The sequence below is a fragment of the Nostoc sp. genome (assembly GCF_036916975.1).
Taxonomy (GTDB): Bacteria; Cyanobacteriota; Cyanobacteriia; order Cyanobacteriales; family Nostocaceae; genus Nostoc.
Window position 1 is genome coordinate 1 of record NZ_JBALFF010000056.1, and the last position, 20,541, is coordinate 20,541.

The following is a 20,541-nucleotide window of genomic DNA, read 5'->3' on the forward strand; positions in this document are numbered from 1 at the left end:
CGGATAAAGATGCGCTAAAGCGCAACTACGAGCCAAATACAGAGATTTTACTTTTCGTTACATAGTTTGGTTTTATCTTGCCTACCTACTTATTATCCAAATGAACGTTTATTTTTAATTGGATTATATACAGAATCAAATGCGTCTAAACCCCGTCAATTTGGCATGAAACCTGGATTTTGTAGAATCGAATGTTATTCAGTCCTGGCTTGAATTTTGAGCTTTATCTTAATTTCACAAAACTACGGTTTTTAAGGTAAATGTGGTTTAAATCAATAGTACTATAAAGTGACACAGCAAAACTGAACATCTTCAATTACTTTAGCAGGTATTAGTATTGAGCTAAGATCCTTGCAAAAACCGGAATTAAGTTTGAAAGCGCCTGTCAGTTCTGAATTTAAACTATTTTCAGTAAGAGATAAATGATGGTTACAAATAGTTGAAATATCTTTTGCTCTTTCAGCACATAATCGTTATACCTTTTGAAATATCTGTTGTGTAAGGATTTAAAACTTTTATCAAGCGCCAACTAACAGTTAAGTTGCTTATCTACGAGACGCTGCGCGTAGTTTGCTTGTCCGTAGTGCTTTATGGATCACTTTTCAAATAATGGCGAGTGGTGTAGTCCAATTCATTGGAAAATGCAGTCAACAATTTTTGCGCTTGTCACCGTTGGCAAGATAATTTTCGTGCTGTCCTTAGTTGTCTGGAATAAAACTGTTTAAAAGTTGGACGTGCTAATTCTACTTAATAGCTTTACGATTTAGCAGCTAGGTTGATTAAGCGATCTAACTCTTGCTGCATCTGAGTAACAACTAATTCATAACATTCATTGACATAGTAGCGATCGCTGGCTGCTTCAAGTCCGTAGCGTTGAAATACAATTGGCGGACAAACCCGCGTGTACATGGACACAGGAAATGGAATGTTGGGTAACGGGCCAATTGCTAATCCCCAAGGTAGTCCGAGATAGATCGGAAAAACTTCTGGATCAATCCCCAACAGCCAAGGCATCCCCCATTCGTGGAGTTGCTGCACAATTTTATAGCAGTCAGTTAGTATAATCAGCGTATCGTGAGCGCCCCAAGAAATCACAGGCACAATCGGCACATTTTCTCGCAATGCTAACTTGATAAATCCCTGCCGCCCCGCCAGGTAAATTTTGTTACGTAAATAATGCGGTCGGAAGAGATCTTCGGCTCCACCTGGATAAACTAGCAGACTCGCTCCAGACCGCAAAGCAGCGTAAGCCATTCTCGGATGAGCGATGATTGCTCCAGCCTTAGCAACCAGTTGCGCTAGTGGCGGGCTAACCTGCCAAACTTTGGGATGCATCAAACCATAAACCGGTTGCTCGACACCAAATCGTCGGAACCAGTCGTACATCATCATTGTCATATCTGGGGCTGCAAGTCCTCCATTATGCGAACCGACAAATAGGACTTTTTCTTGAGGTGGAATATTATCCCAGCCACTAGTTTGAACTCGGAAATAGTAGTTATACAAAAAGCTAAATAGAGGCATCAGAGATTCTATGAACTTTGGATCTCGCTCATCCAAAGACCAACCGGGTTTTTTATTTATGAAATGTTGCTTTTTTGACATTGATGGATTCTAAGAGGATTGGTAAAGGTCAAACAATCCAGGAGCTAAAAGCTTCTCACCAAGATGATTTCACTGCTTAGCATTTTACGTTTAATTATGTCCACCTACTTATATAAAAGTTTTAGTTAGGTACGACTTGCTTCTGATTGACTAACCAAATAGAGAGCAGAGCGATCGCGCTCATAAGCTAATACACATCAAGCCCCCTCCTATCCCCATTAAACCAATTTCACCCTGTCGCCTGACTAACTATTTAACTGAGCGACTCTAAATTAGTCCACCCAATCCAAAACCACTGAGCATAAACCCGATCGCCACAGTCACAAGACAATTCCAAAGGCTCAAGCTTGAATAGTCTTCGCCGACTGGTTAAATAACAAATCTCGTGACTTATCTGGATCAAGCGCTTGAGTTTTCAGTGCTTCTGCTTTCTCGTAAGCGCGAATTGTTGCCGGACGGGCTTTAATTGCCTCAAACCACCGCTTGACGTGAGGAAAATCCTCTAGATTCTGACTTTGGCGTTCATGAGGTACAATCCAGGGATAGGCAGCAATATCAGCGATAGAATAATCGCCAGCCAAAAATTCTCTATCTGCTAGTTGCTTATTCAGCACTGCATATAAGCGTCCCGTCTCATTCACATAGCGGTTAATCGCATACTCAATTTTTTCAGGAGCATAGGCGCTAAAATGATGATTTTGTCCCGCCATTGGCCCCAGCCCTGCCATTTGCCAGAATAACCATTCTAAAACTTTAGTGCGATTACGTAAATCTTGGGGGATTAATTTCCCGGTTTTTTCTGCCAAATATAGCAAGATTGCACCAGACTCAAATACCGAAATCGGCGCACCTGCATCTGCTGGTTCGTGGTCAACGATCGCTGGTATGCGATTGTTAGGAGAAATATTCAGAAATTCCGGTTTAAATTGATCCCCAGCCCCAATATTCACAGGAATTATGGTATATTGCAAACCGACTTCTTCTAAGAAAATCGTAATTTTATGACCGTTTGGAGTTGTCCAATAATAAAGATCAATCATGGTTATTTTTCCTAAAACTGTGCGATTGTTTTTTAAGTGAATGATGCGGACATCTCTTTCGCATTTATCACAAAATCTGAAAAAAAGCGAGAACTGCGAAAATGTTTATATAGCAAATTATTTTAGCACTATATACCACAAAGTATTGCCCTAGAGGTAAGATGGAAAATTGCTGCCAGTAATGGAGCTACAGCCCCATACTGGACTATTGTCCTGGGCTATTACTGCTGACGGCATTACAAAAAAAGACAAGATGCTTAAAAAAATATGAGTCAAAAAACAGTAAAATTAATTGAAGGTAACTTATTGCCAAAAGGAGATTATGTTTCGCCAGAATTTTCCACTATCTGGCCAGATTCATATTTTCCCAATATAATTTTAGGGAATAAATATGATTCTTTTTGGCTTTACTTGCGGCGGAATATTACTCATAACTGGTACGTGGATAAGCGACGGCAAAATGTAGGATTTGTCAGCAGAGATGAAGCTCATATTTTATACAATACAGCCTTAAAATTTAAGGAAAAAAAAGCTTTAGAAATAGGTTGCTGGATGGGTTGGTCAGCTTGCCATTTGGCTCTAGGAGGAGTAGAGCTAGATGTAATCGATCCGATGCTATCTGAACAATTATTTAATGAGAGCGTCACAGATTCACTAAAGTCGGCAGGCGTTAAAGAATGTGTGAATCTAATAGCAGGATGTAGCCCTGAAAAAGTAGAAGAGATAGCAAATAAATTTCAACGGAAATGGTCATTGATATTTATAGATGGTAATCATGAAGCACCAGCACCGCTGAATGATACAATTATTTGCGAACAGTTTGCAGAAGCAGATGCTTTAATTTTATTTCATGATTTGGCTTCTCCCGACGTAGGACAAGGTTTGGACTACTTAAAAGAGAAAGGATGGAAGATAATGGTCTATCAAACTATGCAAATTATGGGAGTTGCATGGCGGGGAAATGTTGAGCCTGTAATACATCAGCCAGATCCTAAAATTAACTGGCCTTTACCTCCACATTTACAAGGTTATTCTGTAAGTGGTTCAGTTAAAACTGCGACGGAAGATAAATTTGCAGAAATTCTCAGAGCAGTTAGACCATATACTTTTTTGAGTGAAAGAAAGTTATTCTCGCTTTATAGTCAGGCAAAACAAGTATATTTTTATCTTTTTTGGCTGCCAAAAATGTTACTACAAGCGATCGCTAGAATCAAACCTATCAAGAACGACTAGCTTTAACAATTGCAGTATTCGTCTATTTACTGCAAATAAGCCATCACTAGCAACACATAGCCAACCGCTAGTAATGGCTTTTTTTGGATGAAACTAGAGCTTTTCATAGGGGTGATTTGGCGATCGCAGCCCAAACTCTATGGTGAACCTGAAGAATTGGTGTAGAATATCTTGCTTCGAGTAATGTTGCCAATTCTTGGTCAAATACTTCTACTTTTTCAGGTGTCATACTGGCTCCCACGCCTGCACTAGCACGAATTCGTCCCCGCCAAGCTTCGTGTGTATAAGAGACAAAGACATCGTAAGAAAATGTGCGGATTTCTCGGAATCCTGCTTCGCCAATGTCTTGTAACCACAAAGGATACATTCCATTACCGCCGTCTAAATTCCACACTGGATTATGAGCCTTGATCAGTTGTTCTGTTGCTTGAACTACATTACCTTTTAAAGGTATCCAATCAAAATGTGCGATCGCAATTGAGCCATTTCTTCTTAATATCCGAGTAATTTCTTGGACGGCCTGGGGACGATCAAACCAATGCCAACACTGTCCTGCTGTCACCACATCCGCACTTGCGTTTGGTAACTCAGTATTCTCGGCACTTGCGACTCGATAATCTACTTTGAGTTCGATAGATTCGCTTAACAGTCTCGCTTGTTCTAAAAGTGATGCTGATGGATCTATGCCAATTACATAAGCACCTCTATCCGCAAACCCCCGCGCTAGTGTTCCTGTTCCTGTACCAAGGTCAACAATATTCTGCCCTGGTAAACCTATACCATATTCAGACAGTTTATTAAATAATGAACTCGGAAAGCCAGCGCGGTGTTTTGCATAATCAACAGCAGTTGCACCAAAATCAATATTCATACCTGCAAAACTATTCTTGTAACAATTGTCTTGGCTAAAAGTTCTCTACCCAGGGACGTAGTTCTACTTCATAAGTCCAAGCACTGCGGGGTTGACGTAAAATACTGAGATAAGTTTGGGCGATCGCATCCGGGTCAAGAGTACTATCAGGATTATCTGCTGGATTTTGGCTCACTGCTGAACGGATTACACCATCAATTACGAAATGCGCCACATGGATATTTTTTGGTGCTAATTCTCTAGCAATACTGTGAGCCAAACCGCGCAGTGCAAATTTACCCATTGCAAAGGGAGCAGACTGAGCATAACCCTTGACACTCGCTGAGGCTCCAGTAAAGAAGATAGCACCGCCACCAAGTTGCAAAAACCTTTTGGTAGCAGCTTGGGCGACGAGAAAGCCTCCATAAGCAGTTACCTCTAGGGTTTTTGCCACCTCACCAGGGTCTAGATCAACAAGAGGCCCCCGCACCCGGAAACTGGGATTGTAAACGACAATATTCGGGGAACCAATTTTATTATCAATATCAATAAATAACTGTTCTACTTCATCTGGCTTTGAAGCATCAGCAGCGAAACTAACTGCGCCAATTTCACTGCTCAATTGAGTAAGTTTTTCAATTTGGCGAGCCGCTAATGCTACGGTGAATCCCTCTTTGGCAAATAGGCGGGCTAAAGAAGCGCTTAGTCCACTACCTGCACCGACAATTAAAGCTGTTGTTGGCATATTTTCAACATGTAGCGTTTATTCGCCTAGCTTAGAGCTTTACAAGCGTGCTATTCAATTAAGACATTCATAGATTAAGGTAAAACCTCACCCTCAATCCCTCTCCTTATTAAGGAGAGGGAAGCCGGAGATAGGGTGAGGGAGGCCGGAGATAGGGTGAGGGAAGCCGGAGATAGGGTGAGGTTTTATGTCTCATGCCCCATTGCAAATTTAGAGAAAGCTACCCTGCATAAGGATTACCGATTCTGTCTACAGAGACGTTAGAAGAGAATGGCAAACGACCTGGATTTAAGCGTGGTTCTGCGGCATAGCCAACAGGAACTAAAACAGCGATCGCTAAATCTGGATTATCCCCTGCATTAATCACTTGTTTTACCTGATCCTCAATCCAACCGTTCATAAAACAAGTGGATAATCCCAAACTTTCTGCTGCTAACACCAAATGAGTAGCGGCAATGATCGCATCTTTGATCGCATATTCGCGTCGTTTGTCGCCTAGCCCAGCTTGAAATTGTGGGATGGCGGTTTTAAAGTAGTTTACCGTACCTTCATTCCATGCTCCAGTTTCAGTTGCCCGCTCAAAAATTGGAGTTAAGTCTCCTTCGCCTAAGTTAGGATCGGCGGCAAAGACGAAGGTTACAGGTGCTTGGACAATTTGCTGTTGATTCCACGATGCTGCTGATAGTGCTGCCTTTTGCGCCTCATCTTGCACGAGAATAATTTGCCAGTCCTGGATATTAAAGCTGCTGGGCGCTGCCACAGTCAACTCTACCAGTTGCTTGAGTAGTTCTGGGGCAATGGGGTCTGTTTTAAAAGTTTTGATAGAACGACGTTGAGCGATCGCACTCGGTACATCTAAAGCTTGAGTTTGGGTGATAGAACTCATGATATTCTCCTGATGGTTATAGTTTTGACCAAATCATTCGTAGTTCTCTACGAAACGCTAAAAGCAAATGCACACTTGCTACCACTGCGCTGTTTTCATGGCCCTTTGGGCTGTACGTAATTAGGATACAAGCAAATCTATTTATTCCCGAAACAAAAATAAAAATTATTCCTTGTTTCAAAACAAACAACTTGCCTACCCCATACGCAACGGAACAGTCATAAGACCATAATTACGAATTACGAATTACGAATTACGAATTACACCTTAGCTACCGGCTCATTAGCAGCCGACCAAAATGGATAATCTGTATATCCTTCTTTACCGCCCCCATAAAAGGTTGCTTGATTTGCTTCATTTAGTGGTGCATTCAAAGCCAAGCGTCGGGGTAAATCTGGGTTTGATATAAATAACGTGCCAAAAGCAACTAAATCTGCTGCTTTGTTTGCCAGTACAGCATCGCCTTTTTCACGAGTATAAGCACTATTGACGATAAGTGTACCTGTAAAGCGATCGCGTATATGAGTAGTAGGTACAATTGTTCCGCCATGTCTGATGTCTGCCTCTGTTGCCTCAAAAATATGCAGATATGCCAAATTAAATTGGTTCAACGCTTGAGCCGCATAACCGAATGTCTCCAGGGGATTGGAGTCACCTATATCGTTAAAAGTCCCACTGGGAGAAAGACGTACCCCGACTCGGTTAGAATCCCACACACTAGTTACCGCCTCTGTCACCTCCAACAGGAATCGGGCGCGATTCTCAATGGAACCGCCATAGTTATCTGTACGTTGATTGGTGCGATCGCGCAGAAATTGATCTATTAAATAACCATTAGCTGCGTGAATTTCTACCCCATCAAACCCAGCCGCTAGAGCATTTGCCGCTCCCTGACGGTATTGTTCGACTATCTGCGGTATTTCCGAAGTTTCTAAAGCACGGGGAGTCACAAAGGGTTTAGGCCCCTCATAAGTTGCGGCATCACCTTTAGCAGCAATGGCAGAAGGTGCCACAGGTAAAGCTCCATTTGGTTGTAAGTCTGGGTGAGAAACCCTGCCTACATGCCATAGTTGCAGAAAAATTCTCCCTCCCTGCTGATGTACGGCATCCGTTACTAACTTCCATCCCTCCACCTGTTCTGGTGAATGAATTCCTGGTGTAGCGGGATAGCCCTGTCCTTCAGGAGTTACCTGTGTTGCTTCCGCTATAATCAGTCCGGCAGAAGCACGTTGGGCGTAGTAGGTAGCATTCAGTTGGTGTGGTACATTTCCCTTACCTGCCCTGTTTCGAGTTAAGGGTGCCATTACTATCCGGTTAGGTAGTTCCAGATTCCCTAATTGGTAAGGAGAGAATAAGTTGATATCACTAGTCATTGGTTTTATCTCCAAATTATTTTAGTCATTTGTCATTGGTCATTGGTCAATAGTTATTCTTCCCCTGCTCCCTCATCCCCCTCATCTCCCTCACTCCCGCCCAAATTAAACAATCGACCGAATAACGCCACCATCCACCCGCAAAGCTGCACCATTAGTTGTTGAAGCGATCGCTTCAGTTACTCGTTCCTGAGATCGACCGTTGATAATCACTGATGCACCCTCTTGAGCTAACCCAAGAGCGATCGCCAAACCAATACCTGCGGTTGAGCCACTCACCAGCGCGGATTTACCATGCAATTTCAAGTCCATTTCGCTCTTTCCCCGTTAGTTGAAACAGAATCATCTGGGATTGAGGACTAGGGAGAATGGGAGGGGGACAAGGAGAAAGGTCTAAGCGCCGGAAGTCGGCGCTCAGAACTCTAGAGGGACAAGGGGAACAAAGAATATTCAAGAAGTCTCTCCCCAATCCCCACTCCCCACTCCCTACTCCCCTTCAGTTAAATTAAAGATGCTGTGCTAAGGTCTTATTCAAGGTGGTTTTTGGAACCGCCCCTACGACAGTATCGACTTGCCGACCTCCCTTAAAAACCATCAGTGTTGGAATGCTGCGAATACCATAGTGGCTGGCGACAGTAGGATTTTGATCTGTGTTCAGCTTCACAAATTTCACCTGTCCAACGTATTCAGCAGCAACTTCATCGACGACTGGCCCCACCATCCGGCAAGGGCCGCACCACGGCGCCCAAAAGTCTACTAATACCGGAATCTCACTTTCCAATACTTCTTGCTTGAATGTGGCTTCTGTGACATTTGTAATGGATGACATAAAATTGCCTTCCTAATTAATTCTATAATTCGATATTATCGAATAATAAAAATATATGCCACCTAATGAGATAATGCAAGTATGAGATTTCTTTATCATCCAGATATAAAAAATATTTCTTTAGCGGGAGTGCTGTATGCATTGGGCGATCCAGTGCGGCTAGAGATTGTGCGGCGGCTGGCGACTGAGGGGGAACAATGCTGTGCGAGTTTTGATTTTGCGATCGCTAAGTCTACTATGTCCAATCATTTTAAGATTTTGCGGGAGTCGGGGATAGTCTTGACACGTAAAGAAGGCACCCATCACATTAACATATTGCGGCGTGAAGATTTAGAGGTGCTGTTTCCAGGGTTGCTGGATGCAGTATTGAAAGCCGCACAACCATTGCCTATTGACCCCGCGAGTACTAAACAAACAGCTTTTAGGATTTAGGGGCATAGTCTGTTTAAGAATCTTTTTGTTTTTCAATTTGTGTTTTTAAATCAGCAAAGATATCATGTTGTTCTCGAAAAGTCCTTGGAGTGTGAGATAATCCTAAATCTATAGAGAGTAAATCAATACCGTCGATAATTTTGGGTATCTGAGCTTGATCGACTTGCAGACTGAGAAAGCATTTCTCCCTGTAATTTGGTCTTTCCTGAAAAAGTGCGATGTCTACGACGGGCTACGCCTACGCTCTTTTCAAAGGGCGCATAACCTGATATGCTTTTTCAGCCTTCTCAATTGATGCTTGAGGTATTGGCGATCGCAGCCTGAGAATTGCTAGATCGATTAAATCTCTTGCCTCAACGCTATCATCTGCGTAACGGTCAGAATTTGACAACAGCTTAGAGGTAAAACAGTCATTGAAGCTTAAACAGGGAACGGGTGACCACTTTAGATATCTTGGTGGGTCTAGTTGAAAACGAGTTTCGGCAATAATTTCGGTTTTAATTGGCATATCATCCACAAAAACTATCATCCGAATTCCATATTGGTCAGTTGTGCTACGTCCAATTTGGATTTTACTTAAATCACTAAATAATGCTTCATGCCCACCATCAAATACCACTGTCCGCAGGTATTTGTAGCCTTCTGTACCGACAGAAGCGATAAAATCAACGTCTTTACTCCAGCGATATTCATCAAACTCAAATGCAATAAGGGTTCCACCACCGAAGTAAGCAGAACCCTTTCTAAGTATGTCAGAATCTAAGGATTCAAGAACTGTAAGAATTTGATTATGATGTTCTAACCTAAAGGTCATAAACAAACTTGCAACCAGGACTTATAGCGTCTGGCAAGTTCCTGAAGGAAATTGAGTTCTTCACCCTCAAGATTATCAAATAGATTGTGATATTGGCAACCACGCTCGTAGCGACTCAGCATTTCTTCTGAAGTAAAGCGATATACATCGGCGGTCTGCCAACAAATTGACTCTAGAAAAGGCAGTTTTTTGGGGACAAGAACAGGATTAATTGTTGGTGTTGCGGTTGTCATAACTCTTTTAATCAACCACTTTAGGCTTAACTTTAACTTTAGATTAGCACTAACGATTTTGAAATTCAATTTTATTCTAACTATAAATTATCCGGGTTGGGATAAACTCTTCCTTTCCAAGCGCCGCCGCGCCCTTGCCAGTGACGTAGTGCTGAGTCTAGAGTCATCAGCGTATACAGAAAAGCGATCGCAGGTAAACTAAAAGCGAACCAGAGAGAACATTTATAAAAGCGGATTGTCGGGTAGTAAGCGAAAGTCATTAACAGCCATCCTAATAAACCTGTAAGTGCGATCGCCCAATTACCCCAAACTACACCTAGAATTACACATACAACCGGAACTAGATAAATCAAGATCATTCCCGCTAAAGTTCCCAATAATAGTAATGGAGAATAATTTAATTGGGTATAGGCAGTACGAACAACCATATCCCAAATTGTCGCCAGCGAATCATAGGGACGCAAACTATGAGTTAAGGTACTCAATCCTAGCCAGATACGCCCTTGATTGGGTATTGGGCTTTGGTTATTTTTGCCCTGTTGGTCTGCTTTTTTCTTCTGCTTAACAGCCTTAGCAAGGGCGCAATCGTCAATTAAAGCTTGGCGAATTACTTGAATACCCCCGATTCGCTCTAAAGCTTCACGGGCGATTAAAATAGATCCTCCTGCGGCTGCGGCGGTGGGATTGTTGGGATTATTTACCCAGCGAAAGGGATAGAGTTTTTGAAAGAAAAAGACGAAAGCTGGAATTAAAAGTTTTTCCCAAAAGCTTTCACATCTGAGTCGCACCATTACCGAAACCATATCTAAATCTTCTTGGACAGCTTTCGCAACCAGTCGGCTCAGATTACCAGGATCGTGGGCGATATCTGCATCGGTCAGAAAAAAATAGTCAGGTGCAAATTTACTAGCACTCATTATACCTTGCTCTACTGCCCAAAGTTTACCCGACCAACCATTCGGCAGTAATTCACCTGAGATAATATGCAATTGCTGAGGTTTAGCTATAGCGTGTGCAACTCCTTCGGCAAAATTTGCTGTTTGGTCTGTGCTGCGATCGTCTACCAAAAACACGTTGAAAGAACCAGGATAATCTTGAAGTAGGAGCGATCGCAGTGTGGTAGGTAGCAATTGGGCTTCGTTACGGGCTGGAACGATGGCACAAACCACAGGTAACGATTGTAGCTGAGTTTCTGTAACCTCTAATTGCTGGTCTACTCGCCAAAACTGTCCCCAAAAACCCACTAATCCTAACCAAATTGTCAAGGATAACAGCATCAATCCTAATACAATTACATCCATGAGCTATTGCAAATTATCACTGACTCAGACAGAATACTATGTCTACTGAATAGAGAAAAAAATTTTTCATATTGCCGTATTCATAACTAGTGTTGGGTGTTGAGGTTAAATAGGATTTGATGCAAACACAAGACAGGGTAAAAGTCAATCAAATTGCAGAGGCGATCGGAGCCAGTCAACAATATTTGCAATCGATTCAAAATCCCGTAGGTTACTGGTGGGCAGAGTTACAATCTAATGTCACCATCACTGCTGAAGTCGTTCTTTTGCATAAGATTTGGGGAACAGACCAAACCAGACCTTTAGACAAAGTTGCAGCCTACCTGCGTCAAGAGCAACGCCAGCATGGCGGTTGGGAACTTTATTATGGTGATGGTGGAGAACTTAGCACCTCGGTTGAAGCTTACATGGCGTTAAGGCTGCTAGGTGTACCAGCAAACGATCCGGCGATGATTCGGGCAAAAGCCTTTATTCTCCAACGGGGTGGGATCAGCAAAACTCGAATTTTTACCAAGTTGCACCTAGCCTTGATTGGCTGCTACAACTGGCGCGGTATTCCCTCGCTACCAGCTTGGGTGATGCTGTTGCCAAAAGCTTTCCCAGTTAATATCTACGAGATGTCTAGTTGGGCGCGTTCCAGCACAGTGCCATTACTGATTGTATGCGATCGCAAACCTGTTTTTATCACTGACCCAACTATCAACTTAGATGAGCTATACGCTGAAGGTGTTGATCGAGTCCGATGGGAATTACCGCAAACTGGCGATTGGACTGATTTATTTCTCACCCTCGATCGGGGGTTCAAGTTTGCAGAAAGTCTGAATTTAGTACCCTTTCGTGAAGAAGGCATCAAAGCCGCCGAAAAATGGATTTTAGAGCGCCAAGAAGCTACAGGTGACTGGGGCGGGATTATTCCGGCGATGTTGAATTCAATGTTGGCTTTGCGGTGTCTAGATTATCACCGAAGCGACCCCATTGTGGAACGAGGTTTGCAAGCAATTGATAACTTTGCCATTGAAACAGAGGATAGCTACCGAGTTCAACCCTGTGTTTCACCCGTTTGGGATACAGCTTGGGCGATGCGGGCTTTGGTAGAATCTGGTTTTGCAGCAGATCATCCGGCTGTGGTAAAGGCTGGAGAATGGTTGTTGGAAAAACAAATTTTAGATTACGGAGATTGGGCTGTAAAAAATCGCCAGGGAAAACCAGGGGCTTGGGCGTTTGAGTTTGACAATCGCTTTTATCCCGATGTAGACGACTCGGCTGTGGTGGTGATGGCTTTACATTTGGCGAAACTCCCTAATGAAGAAATCAAGCAAGCTGCGATCGATCGGGCGTTAAACTGGATTGCATCTATGCAATGTAAACCAGGCGGCTGGGCTGCTTTTGATTTGGACAACGATCAAGATTGGCTCAACTCCATCCCTTATGGCGACTTGAAAGCGATGATCGATCCAAATACCGCAGATGTTACGGCTAGAGTCGTAGAAATGCTGGGTGCTTGTGATTTGTCAATTGATCGTGATAATTTAGAGCGATCGCTTACTTATCTTCACAGCGAACAAGAAACCGAAGGCTGTTGGTTTGGTCGTTGGGGTGTAAATTATATCTACGGCACCAGTAGCGTTTTATCAGCTTTGTCCTTAATTGCTCCTCAAAAGCATAAACTCAGTATAGAACGAGGAGCAGCTTGGTTAGTTGGATGTCAAAACCCGGATGGTGGTTGGGGTGAGACTTGCCGCAGCTACGACGACCCCAGTCTTAAAGGAAAAGGAAATAGTACTGCATCTCAAACTGCTTGGGCTTTAATTGGCCTCTTGGCAGCAGGTGAAGCAACTGGTAAATTAGTTCATTCTGCGATCGATCGGGGAATTGGCTATTTACTAGCAACTCAACAGCCAGATGGTACTTGGTTTGAGGCGGACTTTACAGGTACTGGCTTTCCCTGCCATTTTTATCTCAAGTATCATCTGTATCAACAATACTTTCCTTTAATCGCTTTAGGTCGCTATCAAGCAGCGATTCAAAAAGGTTAATATTTGTTGCTGTGGTAGGGGCATAAAATTGTTAGCCCCTACTGCGTATTCCTTTATTAGAAAATTTAATATAAAAACACATTTTTTTGCGTATTTATGCCTTATAAAAATATGTTTTGTATAAATATAGCGGTTCCCATTCAGATGCAGTACAACATTATATCGCCAGCACTGCCATGCCCTTACTTACTTAAGAAAAAATCTGCTTTGAGAGGACGTTTTGCCCTCATCCCCTAACCCCAAATCCCAACTTAGGATTCGGTGAACTCGATAATTTACTCCCCTCTCCGAAAATTGGGAGAGGGGTTGGGGGTGAGGGTCAAACCTGGAAAGTTCGCCAAATCTAGCTTATACGTTGAGTTGACACCAATGGGCATAGCCTCACCTTTGATTCTTAACTCAAAACTCTTACAGTACCCGCTTGAAGAAAGTCACTAAATCCTCAATGTTGGGTGTGTGAAGTAAATCTATTACTTCTGTAGCTTTTTCAGAGGGTATATAGTCATCTGGTACACCGATAATTGTAGTTCCCAAATTTTGGGCGAGGTGATACCAAAAAGCCAATTTATCATCAGCGCTCATTGAAGTATACTCTTGAGTAGGAATTGCTGTTTCCCCTCCTTCGCCTTGGTGTAGCAACTGACGCAAAGCAAAAACCTGTTCCTGCTGGGGTAGGTTTTGAATTTGTGCGAGTAAATTTGTAGTTTTTTCGTTACACACATCATTGAGAGCGATCGCTGGAATTCCATCAGAAATTTCAGTATACAGTAACGCTAGAACCGTCAGGCGATCGTCTGTATCCAAACTCTGAAATTTTGATACACTTTGTTCTAAAAAATTGACGTTTGTAGAAGTCATAAACACCTCAACCTAATTAACTGCTTAATTAACTAAAAAAATATTGATTTTACTTTAAACAAAACACTAAGTAAGTGGGTCAAATTAAATATCAAACCTCACCCTCAATCCCTCTCCTTAATAAGGAGAGGGAAGCCGGAGGCAGGGTGAGGTTTTATCTTATATTTAATCACGCCTACCTACTTACCTAAAAGAGTAATTATATAATAAAATTAGCATATTTAACAAAAAGATAGATTAAATCAAATATAATTACTTTTAATGTATTAAATACAAAACAAAGGGCATTACGACTGGAGAGCGCAACTGGCTAAAGACATAGATGAACACAGAGTAAGAGTTTTAGTTTTTACTCTGTGTTTATTTATCATAAAAAATGGTAAGAATTCAGCATTTAGCAGCCAGAATAATTGTAAAATCAAGCGGACAATAACTTCTTGATTTTATTAAAATTATTAAGTTTGGATATCAAAGTCTTCTTAATTCTGACTTCTGGATTCTGACATTCTTACCTAAAAACTTTAAAAGTGCTAAATTTCAGCACCTGCTTTTGCTTCGGCACCCATTGGCGAAACATAATCACGGAAAAGAGTAATCTGTTGCTCAAACTCTAATCCTTGAATTTTGCCAAACAACTGTTGACATTCTGAGGGGAGTTGATAGTCAGAAGGTATAGGAATGATAGTACCATCATCCATACCTTGAGATAATCGATACCAAAATAGTAGCTTAGTGGTATCACCCAAAGAACCATATTCACGAGAAATTACGGTATCTACTTTATTAATCAAGTCACGCTGAACTTGTAATTGTTGTTCGTGAGATAATTCCTTAACTTGATTAAACAAACCTTCAGCGATTTCTGGGGAAACAGTGCTAGCACCAGGAGCAGCTGGGGTAATTGACTTACCCATTTCTTTGTAAATGAACCAAAACAAAGCCAGTTGTTGATCCACACCCAACTGTTGCCAAGCTTGAACATGTTCACGAATAGTTGGATCGCCAGTTTGTGTAAATGTCATTATTAACTCCAATTGCAATTAATTGATTTCATTAGCAAGGTTACCAAATGTACATTTAGCCTTTTACCCTACTGAAGACAGATGTATTAGAATCATAAAGAAGAACAATTATAAACTAAACATAAATCGGGCAACTTGTAGTCCTGCATTAGAAGGATTACAGTGAGATAAAAACCCAATATCAAAAACACAGAATTTCAAAGTCCCTCTCCCAGATTTGGGAGAGGGATTTAGGGTGAGGGCAAAAACTACGGTTCTCAACTTATATCAGGTTTAAATTCTTATTTTTCTCAAAAAGATTCGTAAAAACTAAGTAAGTCAGCCCAAATAATCATCACTGGTTTGTAGTTGCGCTTTAGCGCTAAAGCGCAACTACGAGCCAAATACAGAGATTTTACTTTTCGTTACATAGTTTGGTTTTTTATCGCCGACCTACTTACCGTAAAAATAGAATGAAATAGCCCTGACAATTATCATTAACCCAAGCGGATTGTATTACCCTGAGGTATTTCGGTAGATAGATGTTAATTTTATTGTGACAGTGCTTATAAAAGCACTGCCCAATTCAGCGACCTTAATTTATTAACGGTGACACTTTTATTAAGCTTATTCTCGCCGATCTTGATAATCTTCAGAAGATTTCGGATCTAACTCCCAGCGATCGCCATCACGTTCCTCTAAAATATCGTTAGTATCCAGAAACTCAGAATCATCCATTTCTAGCCCTACTGCTGCTTCTAACTCCTGGGTTACATTTTGATCGGGAGTGGAAGTACTACCACCAACAGCTTCATCTCCAACCGCATCTGCATCTTGCCAATAAGCATCAACATCGCCACCAGTCAGTTCTGGACTAGTTTCTGTGTACTCCTGTCTTTCTGCTCGAATTGATCTACCACCAATATTGTATCCCGGCAAGTCTTTCACACCAGTACCGTAGGATTCGGTAATTTCCTGTGGCAAATCATTGGTTTCAATTTCGTCTTTATGATTTTTTTCTGCCATGATACTAGCCTTTTTGTGCATTCTTACAATAACCTTTTTCTGTCTCTAACTTGTCTAACTAGAGATGTATGGCTTTAGTAATAAAATAATCTATCCCCTGGGAACGAAGCTAAACTAGCGATCGCCGCATACCATGTAAATATAAATTCATGGTCAAGCAACTTGTAGTTGAAGTTTTTAGTTATGAGTTAAGAGCTATAAAACCGAAATTATTCAGTAGCCAGGTTCTCACTCATAACTATTCTTTGTTGTCCAGCAAAAATAAAAATTTAAGTGTTTCTGCATAGTAGGCAATTCAAAGAAAATTTATCACGAAACCGGGCTGTTTAACTCTTCTAATCGATAAATATAGCTAGTTAAATACTAGAAAAAAACAGGTAATACAATCTATGACTGACCAGAACAATCATTCAAATAATAAAAAAGTTGCTATCCTTATTGAACAGGCAGTAGAGGATGCAGAATTTACAGTCCCTTATAATGGACTAAAACAAGCGGGAATTGAAGTAGTAGTCCTTGGTTCCCGAATGAATGAAAAATATAAAGGTAAACGCGGCAAACTTAGCATCCAAGCTGATGGTACTACCACAGAAGCGAATTCAGCTGAATTCGACGCAGTGATAATTCCCGGTGGGATGGCTCCCGACAGAATGCGGCGCAACACCAACACAGTCCGCTTTGTCCAAGAAGCCATACAACAAGGAAAATTAGTCGCTGCGGTTTGTCATGGGCCACAAGTTCTGATTGAAGGCGACTTGCTCAAAGATAAACAAGCCACTGGTTTTATCGCTATTGCCAAAGATATGATTAACGCTGGCGCAAAATATCTAGATGAGCCTGTGGTAGTTGACGGAAATTTGATTACATCCCGTGAACCCGGAGACTTACCAATTTTCACCACAGCTATATTAAGCCGTTTGGGTTATGGCGGCAAAGATGCGGCATTACCAAATGAAAAAGACACAAGTGCTGAATGGTGGAAACTGGCTGATGCTTGGGGTGGCTCAACTAAAGGTGAGATAACCAAAGGTTTAAATAATGCCCTTGCTGGTGAACGTTATTCGCAAGAAGCATTTGAAAACTACTTGCAAAAAGAATCAGATAGCGAAGTTAACTCAGTCTTTCAAGAAATAATTGCTAATAAAGGGCGCCACATTCAAAAACTGGAAACTTATCTTCAGCGATTAGGCGAAAAAACCTCAATAGCTGCGAATATTGCCAATCAGTACGCCAAGGTCAAAACTGCCTTGACCGGAAGTGATGATATATATCAGTTACGTTCTGCTTTAGGTGATGTGCAAACTGGTATCGGCGATATTGGCAATTTGTCTGCAATGTTCACTGACCCAGTAGCAACTGCTATTTTCAAAGAAATTTACCACGATTTATTGAAATACGAACAGCGATTGGTAGACTTATATCGGGCGCGGATAGGTACTCAGATTCAACCTCCTAAGCCGACTACAGGGGCTGCTGTGTCAATGTAAGGTATTTTTGAACGTAGACGGCTATGGCAGAGGCGCAAAGAAATAAGAGGCTATTTGTGCCTCTATGGTGAATTTACTGTGATGGAGATATAAAAAAGTGACTTCAACATCAGGGGATAAATCAAGTACAAATCAGACTGAAGCTAGTGAAGTAGAGCGTTGGGCATCTCTCATTGGTGGCGGGGCGATGGTGCTGATGGGTTTAAGGCAAGGTTCATTGCGGGGAGCGCTGACGGCTTTAGCAGGTGGAGGTTTGGTTTATCAAGGTGCAACCAAGCAAAGCACAATCCAGAAAGCACAAGAAGCAATAGGGATAAACCAACCGATCAAAGTTGAAAAGACGGTAACAATTAATAAATCGGCAGAAGAATTGTATCGTTTTTGGCACAACTTTGAGAATTTGCCCACATTTATGAAGCATCTCAAATCTGTGAAGGTGCATAACGAAAAACGTTCTCATTGGATTGCTAATGCACCCTTGGATAATACTGTAGAATGGGATGCAGATATTCTCGAAGACCGGGAAAATGAATTTATTTCTTGGGCTTCTGTAGAAGGTGCGGATGTTGATAATTCTGGTTTTGTTCGCTTCAAAAAAGCACCAGGCGATCGCGGCACGGAAGTTAAGGTTGTTTTGGAGTATAATCCCCCCGGTGGAGCATTGGCAGCTACAGTAGCTAAACTCTTTGGTGAAGAACCAGAACAGCAAATTGGTGATGAATTGCGCCGCTTCAAAATGCTAATGGAAGCAGGCGAAATTGCGACCACCGAAGGCCAGCCTTCGGGACGCAGCTAGTTATTTGTTCTTTGTCCTTTGTCATTTGTCTAAAGCAAATGACCAATGACTAATAACCAATGACTAATGACCAATGACTAAGGACTAATAACTATGAAAGCAGTTTGCTGGAACGGTGCAAATGATGTGCGGGTACAGTCGGTACCAGATCCGACAATTCTTAACCCGCGTGATGCAATTATTAAAATTACTTCCACAGCCATTTGTGGCTCCGATTTACATATCTATGGCGGCTATATTCCCACAGTGCAGAAGGGTGACATTATCGGTCACGAATTTATGGGAGAAGTCGTGGAAGTTGGTAAGGGAGTCAATAATTTAAAAATAGGCGATCGCGTTGTTGTTCCTTCCACAATTGGCTGTGGTAATTGCCATTATTGCCAAGGTGATATGTGGTCATTGTGCGATAATTCCAATCCCAACGGTTGGATTCAAGAAAAATTATTTGGCAATATCACCTCAGCTATTTATGGTTACTCCCACATGTTAGGGGGTTATGCAGGCGCACAAGCAGAATATATCCGTGTACCCTTTGCTGATGTGGGTGTCGTCAAAGTTCCGCCAGACTTACCGGATGAGATGTTGTTATTCATCTCCGATGCTATCCCCACCGGTTACATGGGCGCAGAATTATGCGATATTCAACCGGGTGATACCGTAGCCGTTTGGGGTTGCGGTGCTGTTGGACAATTTGCTATGATTAGCGCCTACATGATGGGAGCCGAAAAAGTGATCGGTATCGATCGCTTCCCCGAACGCCTGGAAATGGCGAAAAAGTTTGCCAAAGCAGAAGTGATTAACTACGAAGAAGTTAATGCTGGCGAAGCGTTGAAAGAGATGACTGGTGGTCGTGGCCCTGATGCTTGCATCGATGCTGTTGGTCTAGAAGCACACGGTGTTGGTTTAGAAGGCTTCTACGACGAAACAAAACAAAAGCTCAGATTGGAAACCGACCGTCCCCACGTTCTGCGGGAAATGATGGTCGCCTGTCGTAAAGGCGGGACTCTTTCAATCATGGGTGTTTATGGTGGTTTTGTAGACAAACTACCATTTGGTGCAGCTTTTAATAAAGGTCTAACCTTTAGGATGGGACAAATGCATGGACAAAAATATATGCATTCGTTATTGCAGATGATTTTGGATGGAAAACTTGATCCATCCTTCGTTGTCACCCATCAATTACCTTTAGAACAAGCACCCCACGCCTATAATATCTTTCAACAAAAAAAGGATAACTGCATCAAAGTTGTTCTTAAACCCTGAGTTGTGAATAGTCATTTAGAGTTTTGAATTGTACACCTAACATAATGCAATTGAGGTTTTTTATGAATCGAGTAATTTCTTGGGTGCGGAATATTCGCATTTCCCAAATCGTTGTAGTCTTTCTGGTAGGATTTATGTTTTTGTTAGGTCAAGCTTTTAGCGACGTTAGCGTAGCACAAGCTGATGTTCAAACTCCAGAAGGTACTTATTATAAAGGAATCCCAGACGGGCAAAACAATAACCAGTTAGAAAAGACTGGCAATAAATTAAAAAGCGCTGCTGATACTATCCGCGAGAAGTTAAACTTGGATGAAGAAACTCCTCGATCTACAAAAGAGTTTCTGAAGTCTACAAAAAATACAATTGGAGACAAAGTTAAGCTGACTGAAACTAAAGAAGGTTATTACCGAACTCCTCCTAGCAAATAACTAAAAGATAAGTAAGTAGGCGCAAATAATCATCACTCGCTCGTAGTTGCGCTTTAGCGCTAAAGCGCAACTACAAGCCAGATACAGAGATTTAACTTTTCGTTACATAGTTTGGTTTTATCTTGCCTACCTACTTATAAGCTAGATTTGTAGCCATTTTTGAGTCTAACTTTTTGACTCAAAAATTGTAAAATAACCTTTGAAAATTCACTGAGACGTGATAGTTATCGCGTCTCAAAATCAGGCTAAATCGAGTATTTATCTTGATATAAACAAGCCAGAAATCATAACTAAGGAATAAATAA

Annotated in this window: 21 protein-coding genes; 7 read left to right on the forward strand and 14 right to left on the reverse strand. The window is 41.7% G+C overall.

Annotation, left to right across the window (positions count from 1 at the left end; all coding sequences use genetic code 11):
- Nucleotides 1-756 precede the first annotated feature (756 nt).
- Entirely contained in the window at nt 757-1,605 is an 849-nt protein-coding gene (locus V7K73_RS12815; RefSeq protein WP_334880455.1) for a lysophospholipid acyltransferase family protein, read from the reverse strand.
- A 341-nt stretch (nt 1,606-1,946) separates the two neighbouring features.
- Nucleotides 1,947-2,645: a glutathione binding-like protein gene (locus tag V7K73_RS12820; RefSeq protein ID WP_334880457.1), complete on the reverse strand. Its 699-nt coding sequence runs from the start codon at nt 2,643-2,645 to the stop codon at nt 1,947-1,949.
- A 267-nt stretch (nt 2,646-2,912) separates the two neighbouring features.
- Here V7K73_RS12820 and V7K73_RS12825 point away from each other — a divergent pair, with 267 nt between their 5' ends.
- Nucleotides 2,913-3,878: a class I SAM-dependent methyltransferase gene (locus V7K73_RS12825; RefSeq protein WP_334880459.1), complete on the forward strand. Its 966-nt coding sequence runs from the start codon at nt 2,913-2,915 to the stop codon at nt 3,876-3,878.
- A gap of 103 nt (nt 3,879-3,981) precedes the next feature.
- On the opposite strand, the gene V7K73_RS12830 is transcribed toward V7K73_RS12825, so the two are convergent.
- From V7K73_RS12830 to trxA, 6 genes are all read right to left on the reverse strand, one after another.
- Complete coding sequence (locus V7K73_RS12830) at nt 3,982-4,749, reverse strand: class I SAM-dependent methyltransferase (protein ID WP_334880461.1); 768 nt, start codon at nt 4,747-4,749, stop codon at nt 3,982-3,984.
- Between the two features lie 34 nt (nt 4,750-4,783).
- Nucleotides 4,784-5,473 (reverse strand): SDR family NAD(P)-dependent oxidoreductase, encoded by a 690-nt coding sequence (locus V7K73_RS12835; RefSeq protein WP_334880463.1) that lies wholly within the window; start codon nt 5,471-5,473, stop codon nt 4,784-4,786.
- Between the two features lie 220 nt (nt 5,474-5,693).
- Nucleotides 5,694-6,359, reverse strand: coding sequence for a nitroreductase family protein (locus tag V7K73_RS12840; RefSeq protein ID WP_334880464.1), 666 nt, complete (start codon nt 6,357-6,359; stop codon nt 5,694-5,696).
- 260 nt (nt 6,360-6,619) lie between these two features.
- Nucleotides 6,620-7,732, reverse strand: a complete 1,113-nt coding sequence (locus V7K73_RS12845) for an alkene reductase (protein ID WP_334880466.1) — start codon at nt 7,730-7,732, stop codon at nt 6,620-6,622.
- A gap of 105 nt (nt 7,733-7,837) precedes the next feature.
- Nucleotides 7,838-8,044 (reverse strand): SDR family NAD(P)-dependent oxidoreductase, encoded by a 207-nt coding sequence (locus tag V7K73_RS12850; RefSeq protein ID WP_442936759.1) that lies wholly within the window; start codon nt 8,042-8,044, stop codon nt 7,838-7,840.
- A 193-nt stretch (nt 8,045-8,237) separates the two neighbouring features.
- Complete coding sequence (trxA, locus tag V7K73_RS12855; protein WP_334880469.1) at nt 8,238-8,561, reverse strand: thioredoxin; 324 nt, start codon at nt 8,559-8,561, stop codon at nt 8,238-8,240.
- Nucleotides 8,562-8,642: 81 nt separating this feature from the next.
- Here trxA and V7K73_RS12860 point away from each other — a divergent pair, with 81 nt between their 5' ends.
- Nucleotides 8,643-8,993, forward strand: coding sequence for an ArsR/SmtB family transcription factor (locus V7K73_RS12860; RefSeq protein ID WP_334880470.1), 351 nt, complete (start codon nt 8,643-8,645; stop codon nt 8,991-8,993).
- 238 nt (nt 8,994-9,231) lie between these two features.
- Here V7K73_RS12860 and V7K73_RS12865 read toward each other — a convergent pair whose 3' ends face one another.
- From V7K73_RS12865 to V7K73_RS12875, 3 genes are all read right to left on the reverse strand, one after another.
- A complete protein-coding gene (locus V7K73_RS12865) occupies nt 9,232-9,807 on the reverse strand; it encodes a nucleotidyl transferase AbiEii/AbiGii toxin family protein (RefSeq protein WP_334880471.1) in 576 nt (191 codons plus the stop codon).
- Entirely contained in the window at nt 9,804-10,040 is a 237-nt protein-coding gene (locus V7K73_RS12870) for a hypothetical protein (RefSeq protein ID WP_334880473.1), read from the reverse strand. Before V7K73_RS12870 ends, V7K73_RS12865 begins: the two co-directional genes overlap by 4 nt.
- 80 nt (nt 10,041-10,120) lie before the next feature.
- Nucleotides 10,121-11,341, reverse strand: a complete 1,221-nt coding sequence (locus V7K73_RS12875) for a glycosyltransferase (RefSeq protein WP_334880475.1) — start codon at nt 11,339-11,341, stop codon at nt 10,121-10,123.
- Between the two features lie 119 nt (nt 11,342-11,460).
- Between V7K73_RS12875 and shc the strand changes: the two genes are divergently transcribed.
- Nucleotides 11,461-13,377: a squalene--hopene cyclase gene (gene shc / locus V7K73_RS12880; RefSeq protein WP_334880477.1), complete on the forward strand. Its 1,917-nt coding sequence runs from the start codon at nt 11,461-11,463 to the stop codon at nt 13,375-13,377.
- Nucleotides 13,378-13,785: 408 nt separating this feature from the next.
- On the opposite strand, the gene V7K73_RS12885 is transcribed toward shc, so the two are convergent.
- From V7K73_RS12885 to V7K73_RS12895, 3 genes are all read right to left on the reverse strand, one after another.
- Nucleotides 13,786-14,235: an orange carotenoid protein N-terminal domain-containing protein gene (locus tag V7K73_RS12885; RefSeq protein WP_334880479.1), complete on the reverse strand. Its 450-nt coding sequence runs from the start codon at nt 14,233-14,235 to the stop codon at nt 13,786-13,788.
- Between the two features lie 530 nt (nt 14,236-14,765).
- The gene (locus V7K73_RS12890) at nt 14,766-15,257 is read right to left on the reverse strand and encodes an orange carotenoid protein N-terminal domain-containing protein (RefSeq protein ID WP_334880481.1); all 492 of its coding nucleotides are present in this window, start codon (nt 15,255-15,257) and stop codon (nt 14,766-14,768) included.
- Nucleotides 15,258-15,863: 606 nt separating this feature from the next.
- A complete protein-coding gene (locus tag V7K73_RS12895) occupies nt 15,864-16,262 on the reverse strand; it encodes a DUF6335 family protein (RefSeq protein ID WP_334880483.1) in 399 nt (132 codons plus the stop codon).
- Between the two features lie 389 nt (nt 16,263-16,651).
- On the opposite strand from V7K73_RS12895, the gene V7K73_RS12900 reads away from it, so the two are divergent.
- The 4 genes from V7K73_RS12900 to V7K73_RS12915 all read left to right on the forward strand — a co-directional run bounded on the left by V7K73_RS12900 (nt 16,652) and on the right by V7K73_RS12915 (nt 20,236).
- The gene (locus tag V7K73_RS12900) at nt 16,652-17,749 is read left to right on the forward strand and encodes a DJ-1/PfpI/YhbO family deglycase/protease (RefSeq protein WP_334880485.1); all 1,098 of its coding nucleotides are present in this window, start codon (nt 16,652-16,654) and stop codon (nt 17,747-17,749) included.
- A 97-nt stretch (nt 17,750-17,846) separates the two neighbouring features.
- Nucleotides 17,847-18,545, forward strand: a complete 699-nt coding sequence (locus tag V7K73_RS12905) for an SRPBCC family protein (protein ID WP_334880487.1) — start codon at nt 17,847-17,849, stop codon at nt 18,543-18,545.
- A gap of 93 nt (nt 18,546-18,638) precedes the next feature.
- Nucleotides 18,639-19,808: a zinc-dependent alcohol dehydrogenase gene (locus tag V7K73_RS12910; protein WP_334880489.1), complete on the forward strand. Its 1,170-nt coding sequence runs from the start codon at nt 18,639-18,641 to the stop codon at nt 19,806-19,808.
- Nucleotides 19,809-19,870: 62 nt separating this feature from the next.
- Entirely contained in the window at nt 19,871-20,236 is a 366-nt protein-coding gene (locus V7K73_RS12915) for a hypothetical protein (RefSeq protein ID WP_334880491.1), read from the forward strand.
- The last annotated feature ends 305 nt before the right edge of the window (nt 20,237-20,541 follow it).

Bases quoted from the DNA above. Each gene is read 5' to 3' on its own strand.
- V7K73_RS12815 (WP_334880455.1), bottom strand. From the start codon at position 1,605: ATGTCAAAAAAGCAACATTTCATAAATAAAAAACCCGGTTGGTCTTTG.
- V7K73_RS12820 (WP_334880457.1), bottom strand. From the start codon at position 2,645: ATGATTGATCTTTATTATTGGACAACTCCAAACGGTCATAAAATTACG.
- V7K73_RS12825 (WP_334880459.1), top strand. From the start codon at position 2,913: ATGAGTCAAAAAACAGTAAAATTAATTGAAGGTAACTTATTGCCAAAA.
- V7K73_RS12830 (WP_334880461.1), bottom strand. From the start codon at position 4,749: ATGAATATTGATTTTGGTGCAACTGCTGTTGATTATGCAAAACACCGC.
- V7K73_RS12835 (WP_334880463.1), bottom strand. From the start codon at position 5,473: ATGCCAACAACAGCTTTAATTGTCGGTGCAGGTAGTGGACTAAGCGCT.
- V7K73_RS12840 (WP_334880464.1), bottom strand. From the start codon at position 6,359: ATGAGTTCTATCACCCAAACTCAAGCTTTAGATGTACCGAGTGCGATC.
- V7K73_RS12845 (WP_334880466.1), bottom strand. From the start codon at position 7,732: ATGACTAGTGATATCAACTTATTCTCTCCTTACCAATTAGGGAATCTG.
- V7K73_RS12850 (WP_442936759.1), bottom strand. From the start codon at position 8,044: ATGGACTTGAAATTGCATGGTAAATCCGCGCTGGTGAGTGGCTCAACC.
- trxA (WP_334880469.1), bottom strand. From the start codon at position 8,561: ATGTCATCCATTACAAATGTCACAGAAGCCACATTCAAGCAAGAAGTA.
- V7K73_RS12860 (WP_334880470.1), top strand. From the start codon at position 8,643: ATGAGATTTCTTTATCATCCAGATATAAAAAATATTTCTTTAGCGGGA.
- V7K73_RS12865 (WP_334880471.1), bottom strand. From the start codon at position 9,807: ATGACCTTTAGGTTAGAACATCATAATCAAATTCTTACAGTTCTTGAA.
- V7K73_RS12870 (WP_334880473.1), bottom strand. From the start codon at position 10,040: ATGACAACCGCAACACCAACAATTAATCCTGTTCTTGTCCCCAAAAAA.
- V7K73_RS12875 (WP_334880475.1), bottom strand. From the start codon at position 11,341: ATGGATGTAATTGTATTAGGATTGATGCTGTTATCCTTGACAATTTGG.
- shc (WP_334880477.1), top strand. From the start codon at position 11,461: ATGCAAACACAAGACAGGGTAAAAGTCAATCAAATTGCAGAGGCGATC.
- V7K73_RS12885 (WP_334880479.1), bottom strand. From the start codon at position 14,235: ATGACTTCTACAAACGTCAATTTTTTAGAACAAAGTGTATCAAAATTT.
- V7K73_RS12890 (WP_334880481.1), bottom strand. From the start codon at position 15,257: ATGACATTTACACAAACTGGCGATCCAACTATTCGTGAACATGTTCAA.
- V7K73_RS12895 (WP_334880483.1), bottom strand. From the start codon at position 16,262: ATGGCAGAAAAAAATCATAAAGACGAAATTGAAACCAATGATTTGCCA.
- V7K73_RS12900 (WP_334880485.1), top strand. From the start codon at position 16,652: ATGACTGACCAGAACAATCATTCAAATAATAAAAAAGTTGCTATCCTT.
- V7K73_RS12910 (WP_334880489.1), top strand. From the start codon at position 18,639: ATGAAAGCAGTTTGCTGGAACGGTGCAAATGATGTGCGGGTACAGTCG.
- V7K73_RS12915 (WP_334880491.1), top strand. From the start codon at position 19,871: ATGAATCGAGTAATTTCTTGGGTGCGGAATATTCGCATTTCCCAAATC.